The following is a 5,728-nucleotide window of genomic DNA, read 5'->3' as shown; positions in this document are numbered from 1 at the left end:
CCACCGGCGCCGACATCTCCATCGAGGAGGACGGCACCGTCTACATCGGCGCCGTCGACGGCCCGTCCGCCGAGGCCGCGCGTGCCGCGGTCAACGCCATCGCGAACCCGCACAACCCGGAGATCGGCGAGCGGTTCCTCGGCACCGTCGTGAAGATCGCGGCGTTCGGCGCGTTCGTGTCGCTGCTGCCCGGCCGCGACGGCCTGCTGCACATCTCCGAGGTGCGCAAGCTCGCCGGAGGCAAGCGGGTCGAGAACGTCGAGGACGTCCTGTCCGTCGGCCAGAAGATCCAGGTCGAGATCACGAAGATGGACGACCGCGGCAAGCTGTCGCTGGCGCCCGTCGTCGAGGAGCCGGCCACCGTCTGACCCGGTCCGACACCCACGACGGCCTCCGTCCGGCATCGCCGGGCGGAGGCCGTCGCTGTCAACCCCTCCTTTCCAGTAATTCTGAATGTGAGATACTGCTGACTTCCAGGTCGGTGTGATCAAGGGGGTTCGTTGGCAGGGCTGACCTCAGGACCGATCTCGCGCCGGGTCGGCTCGACCGGCATGGCCGTGTACCCGATCGCGCTCGACGGCAGCGTCTTCGGCTGGGCGACGGACGCCAAGGAGACCGCCGACGTCCTCGACCTGTTCTACGCCGCGGGCGGTGACCTGATCAGCACGGCCTCGCACTACGCCGGCGGCCGCAGCGAGATCATGATCGGCTCCTGGCTGTCGCGGCACCCGCACCGGGACCGCCTCGTCATCGCGACGAAGGTCGGCAAGCACCCCGACGCGCTGGGCCTGTCGGCGAAGTCGCTGCGCCGCGGCGTCGACGCGTCCCTCGAGCGGATGCAGATCGACCGCATCGACCTGCTCGGCCTCGACGGGGACGACCCGTCGACGCCGATCGAGGCGACCCTCACGGCCGCCGCGGAGCTGGTGGCCGCCGGCAAGGTGGGCCACATCAGCGCGGCGGACTTCCGCCCGGCGGCGCTGCGGGAGGCGGTTCGGACCGCGCGCCGGCTCGAGATCCCCGGCATCGTCGTGATCCTGCCGGAGTACAACCTGCTGGAGCGCGAGCCCTACGAGCGGGACCTCGCCCCGATCGCCGTCGCGGCCGATCTCGGCGTGCTGGCGAGGACGCCGCTCGCCAACGGGTACCTGCGCGGCGACTTCCGGTCGCGGCACGACAAGCCCGCGTCGCCGATCTTCCAGGGCGCGCTCAAGCACGTGAACCGCCGGGGGGCCGCGGTGCTCGGCGTGCTCGACGACGTCGCGTACGAGGTCGGGCAGCACGTCGGGCGGGTCGCCCTGGCCTGGCTGCTGTCGCGCCCCCTCGTCGCCGCTCCCGTCGTGCGGGTGCCGAGCGCCCGGGCGCTCGCTGACCTGCTGCCCGGCGCCTCGCTCGAGCTGAGCGCCGACCAGCTCGCCCGCATCGACCGCGCCACCGACTCCTGACCGGCCGAGGTGTCGCCCGTCCAGGACGGCACCCGGCCCGTACCCTCCTCCTGCGGGAGGACGCGATGAGCGACGAGGGGCGCGGGCGGCACAGCCGGCCCGACGACGAGACCCGGCCGGTCGATCTCGGCCCGGTCCGGCCGCTCGCGACCGATCCCGAGCCGGCGGTCGCCGCGGCGCTCGACGTCGTGCAGCAGTCGCTCGCCTCGATGGCGAATCGGGCGACGCGGCCCCTGCTCGACGCCCCGCCGCAGCCGTTCCGGCTGCGCCCCGTCGGCGCGACCGGGCTCGCGGTCTTCCCGGTGGTGCTCGACGTGTCGCGGCTGGGGGAGGGGGTCGACCGGACCGCCGCGCACCGCGCGCTCGACGCGTACGGCGCGGCCGGCGGCAACGCGCTCGCGGTCGACGACGCCGCGGACGGCTCGGCGGCGCAGCTCGCGGGCGCCTGGCTCGCGAACCGCGGCCGCCGCGAGCAGACCGTGCTGGTCGGCCGCATCGGCCGCGCAGGGGGACTGACCGCCGCGGGGGTCCTGTCCGCCGTCGAACGCCTCCTGCAGCGCCTCGGCGTGCCGCGGCTCGACCTGCTGGTGCTCGCCGACCACGATCCCGAGGTCGCGATGGAGGAGACGCTCACGGCCGCCGCCGGGCTGCTCGACGCGGACCGGGTCGGCCATCTCGCGGCAGGCGACCACCGGCCCGACCGCCTGATGCAGGCGCGGGTGCTGGCCGGCCAGCGCGGCCTGCCCCGGTTCGAGGCGGTCGCACCGGTGCACAGCCTGATGCGGCGGGAGGCGTACGAGCGGGTCCTCGCACCGGTGGTGCACGCGCAGCAGCTCGCCACGCTGCCGCGCTCCCCGCTCGCCGGCGGATTCCTGGCGGCAGCGGTGCCGACGCGCGGCGCCCTGCGCCGGCTGCGCGAGCTGGATCCCGGCCGGGCGGAGCGGCTGCAGCCGAGCCTCACGCGGCGCGGCATGCGCGTCGTCGACGCCGTGGTCCGGATCGCGGGGCAGCGGGACGTGCCGCCGGCCGCGGTCGCGCTCGCCTGGCTGCTGACGCGACCGCACGTCGCCGCCCCGATCGTGTCCGCGACGACCGTCGAGCAGGTGTGGGCCGTCACGGCGGCGGCCGGGGTGCACCTCTCGCGCGCGGAGGTCACCGCGCTCGAGCGCGCCTCCGCCGACGAGCGGGCGATCGCGGACTGAGCCGGCTCACGTCCGGGCGTCGGCCGCGGCGGGCGGGTCGAGCAGCCGGTGGGTCGCGCGGACGAACGCGCTCGTGGCCGCGACCGCGTCACCCGCGTACGAGCCGCACACGGCGCCGTCGCGCATCAGCACGAACTCGTCGGCCGCCGCGCCCGGCCGGGGGTGCCCGAGCTCGCGGAACCGGTCCTCCAGGAAGCCGGTGAACCAGTCGCGGTGCTCGGTGACCGCCAGCCGCACCGGGTGGGTGGGGGAGGCGAACTCCGCTGCGGCGTTCAGGAACGGATCGCCGCGGAAGTCCGATCGGGCGGTGTCCGCGACGACGGCGTCCACGACGGCCGCCAGGACCGCCGCCGGTCCGTCGTGCGTCCCGCGGAGCCGCTCCAGCGCCGCGCGCACCTGCTGGTCGCGGCCCGCGACGTACTCGAGGATGAGGGCGTCCTTCGAGCCGTAGTGCTTGTAGAACGTCGCCTTCGTGACCTGCGCCGCCGCGATCAGGCGGTCGATGCCGGTCGCGGTGATCCCGTTGCCGTAGAACAGCGCGTCGGCGACGGACTGCAGCCGCTCGCGCGCGGGGGACGGGCGGGTCTCCCCGGTCTGGATGGTCGTCACGCGTGCCTCCTGACGGTCGCGGGCACGCTACCCGCCGGGGGTGGAACGACCTGTCCGCCCCGCCGTCCATGCGCAGGCGAGCGCGCAGGGGCCGGTACGATCGTCGCCGCGATGACGCAGTACCTCTACCTCGTCCGACACGGCGAGCACCGCGATGCGGAGCACGGCGTCACCGACGGACCGCTCTCGCCGCGCGGGCGCAGGCAGGCCGCGCTGCTCGCGGAGCGCATCGGCGGCGTGCCGCTGACGAACGTCTGGCACGCGCCGAGCACCGTCGCGACCGAGACCGCCGCGATCGTCCGGCAGCGGCTGCCGTCGCTCGACCCGAGGCCGTCGGCCCTGCTCTTCGACTGCGTGCCCTCGGGGCGCACGTCGGAGGTGCCGAAGGCGTTCGCGAGCTGGTTCTCCTCCGCGACGCCCGCCGAGATCGAGGCGGGACGCGCGCAGATGGCGGACGCCTGGGCGGAGTTCGTGGCGCCGAGCGGCCAGGAGCGGCACGACCTGCTGATCACCCACAACCTCGTCATCGCCGAGTTCGTGCGGCACGCCTTCGACGCCCCGGAGTGGCGGTGGCTCGGCCTCACGCAGGCGCACTGCGGGCTCACCGTGCTGCGCGCGCGGTCGGGCCGCCCGGTGACGGTCGTCGCGCACAACGACCTGGCGCACCTGCCGGTCGAGCTGCGCACCGGCCTGGTGGAGCCCCTCCCGCTCTGAGCCGGTCCGGCGCCGACCGTCAGGCGGGGCTCGGCACCAGGCGCTTCGCGTACCAGTCGGTCGCGTTCGGGTTGTCGTTGAACGCGGGGACCGGCAGGAAGCCGGACGTCGCGTAGAGGCCGGCGGCGGCGACCAGGGACCGGTTGGTGTCGAGCACCAGCCACGCCGCCCCTTCGGAGCGCGCGTGCGCCTCCAGGCGGGTGATCAAGCGTCGGCCGATGCCGGAGCCCCGCGCCGCGGGGGCGACGAACAGGTGCTTGACCTCCATCCGCCGCCCGTCGTCGGCCGGCTCGATCTCGCGCAGGCCGCCGCAGGCGAGCGGGGCGCCGTCGTCCTCGTCGATCCGGAGGAAGACCCCCGGCGGCGTGAACTGCGCGGGGTCGGGGGCGCTGACGCGGTACGCGCCCTCGGTGAAGCCGCCCACCCGCTCGGCGAAGTACGCCCGCAGCAGCTCGGCGGTCAGGGTGTCGTCGGGACTCGTCTCGATCACGCGCATCTCGGCACGAAGGCTAGGCTCGTCGCCCGTGATCCGCCTCGCCGTCGTGGGTGCCTCCGGCCGGATGGGGCGCCTGATCGAGGAGCTCGCCGCGGACCTGCCCGACGTGCAGGTGCTCCAACGCCTCGGCTCGGCCGACGCCCTCGAGTTCGCGTCCGGGCTCGACGCGGTCGTCGACGTCACGCTGCCGCAGGTGTCGCCCGGCGTGGTGCGGGCGGCCACGGACGCCGGGCTGCCGGTGCTCGTCGGCACGAGCGGCTGGACCGGCGAGCGCATCGCCTCCCTCCGCGCGGGCCGCGACGAGGCCGCGCCCGCCGTGCTGATCGTGCCCAACTTCTCCGTAGGCGCCGTGCTCGCCGCCCGGTTCGCCGAGCAGGCGGCCGTCGGGTTCGAGTCGATCGAGATCGTCGAGGCGCATCACGCCGGCAAGGCGGACTCGCCCTCGGGCACCGCCGTCGCGACCGCGGAGCGCATCGCCGCCGCCCGGGCGGGCCTCGGGCCGGTCGCTGCTCCCCACACCGACCAGCGGGCGCGAGGGCAGCAGGTCGGCAGCGTGCCGATCCACTCGCTGCGGCTCGAGGGCGTGCAGGCGCAGCAGTCGACGCTGTTCGGCGGCCCTGGCGAGCTGCTGACCGTGCGGCACGAGACGACCTCGCCGGTCGCCTACGCGGCGGGCATCCGGCTCGCGATCCGCGCCCTGCCAGGGCTGTCCGGCGTCGTCGTCGGACTCGAGCCCCTCCTCCTCGGATGAGGGCCTTCGGCGGCGCCGTCCTGATGGCGGCGGTGCTCGTGCTCTACCTCGTCGTCGTGGTCGTGCGCGCGGTGGCGTTCCTGCAGTCCGGGCAGCCGGTCGGCATCGCGATCGGGGTCGCGCTGCTCGTGCTGCCGGTGATCGGCGCGTACCTGCTGGTGCGCGAGCTGCTGTTCGGGCTGCAGGCGACGCGCCTCACGCGGCGGCTGGCCGCTGAGGAGCCGCTGCCGGGCAGCGACGCTCCCCGGCGCGCGAGCGGCCGCGTCGAGCGGACGGCGGCCGACGCCGCGTTCCCGGCGTACGCGGAGGCGGCCGAGGCCCGCCCCGACGACTGGCGCGCCTGGCTCCGCCTCGGCCTCGCCTACGACGACGCCGGCGATCGTCGCCGCGCGCGAGCCGCGGTGCGCCGCGCGATCGCCCTCTTCCGCTGACCCCCTCCCCGGGCCCGCGCACGGACCGAGCACGACAGCAGGAAGAACCGAGCACGACAGCAGGAAGAAGCACGGTCAGC

General features: G+C 75.4%; 8 protein-coding genes. 6 read left to right on the top strand and 2 right to left on the bottom strand.

The annotated features are described in order from the left end of the window. From ACFE60_RS17230 to ACFE60_RS17220, 3 genes are all read left to right on the top strand, one after another. Positions 1 to 368 (top strand): S1 RNA-binding domain-containing protein (locus tag ACFE60_RS17230; protein ID WP_375390088.1); only part of this gene is annotated, 368 nt, incomplete at its 5' end. 132 nt (positions 369 to 500) lie between these two features. Further along, entirely contained in the window at positions 501 to 1,445 is a 945-nt protein-coding gene (locus ACFE60_RS17225) for an aldo/keto reductase (protein WP_375390087.1), read from the top strand. Between the two features lie 65 nt (positions 1,446 to 1,510). Next, positions 1,511 to 2,647 carry an aldo/keto reductase gene (locus ACFE60_RS17220; protein ID WP_375390086.1) on the top strand — a complete coding sequence of 379 codons (1,137 nt, stop codon included), beginning with the start codon at positions 1,511 to 1,513 and terminating at the stop codon, positions 2,645 to 2,647. Positions 2,648 to 2,653: 6 nt separating this feature from the next. Here ACFE60_RS17220 and ACFE60_RS17215 read toward each other — a convergent pair whose 3' ends face one another. Continuing rightward, entirely contained in the window at positions 2,654 to 3,256 is a 603-nt protein-coding gene (locus tag ACFE60_RS17215) for a TetR/AcrR family transcriptional regulator (protein ID WP_375390085.1), read from the bottom strand. A gap of 111 nt (positions 3,257 to 3,367) precedes the next feature. On the opposite strand from ACFE60_RS17215, the gene ACFE60_RS17210 reads away from it, so the two are divergent. After that, complete coding sequence (locus ACFE60_RS17210; RefSeq protein ID WP_375390084.1) at positions 3,368 to 3,970, top strand: histidine phosphatase family protein; 603 nt, start codon at positions 3,368 to 3,370, stop codon at positions 3,968 to 3,970. Positions 3,971 to 3,989: 19 nt separating this feature from the next. On the opposite strand, the gene ACFE60_RS17205 is transcribed toward ACFE60_RS17210, so the two are convergent. Next, positions 3,990 to 4,466, bottom strand: coding sequence for a GNAT family N-acetyltransferase (locus ACFE60_RS17205; RefSeq protein ID WP_375390083.1), 477 nt, complete (start codon positions 4,464 to 4,466; stop codon positions 3,990 to 3,992). Between the two features lie 28 nt (positions 4,467 to 4,494). Here ACFE60_RS17205 and dapB point away from each other — a divergent pair, with 28 nt between their 5' ends. Both dapB and ACFE60_RS17195 read left to right on the top strand, forming a co-directional pair. After that, complete coding sequence (gene dapB, locus ACFE60_RS17200; protein WP_375390082.1) at positions 4,495 to 5,217, top strand: 4-hydroxy-tetrahydrodipicolinate reductase; 723 nt, start codon at positions 4,495 to 4,497, stop codon at positions 5,215 to 5,217. Continuing rightward, positions 5,214 to 5,648 carry a hypothetical protein gene (locus tag ACFE60_RS17195; RefSeq protein WP_375390081.1) on the top strand — a complete coding sequence of 145 codons (435 nt, stop codon included), beginning with the start codon at positions 5,214 to 5,216 and terminating at the stop codon, positions 5,646 to 5,648. The genes dapB and ACFE60_RS17195 overlap by 4 nt, the downstream gene beginning before the upstream one ends. Positions 5,649 to 5,728: the final 80 nt, after the last annotated feature.

The sequence above is a fragment of the uncultured Amnibacterium sp. genome (assembly GCF_964245895.1).
Taxonomy (GTDB): Bacteria; Actinomycetota; Actinomycetes; order Actinomycetales; family Microbacteriaceae; genus Amnibacterium.
Note: the sequence above shows the minus strand (reverse complement) of the source record. Positions and strands in the feature narration are given on the sequence as shown.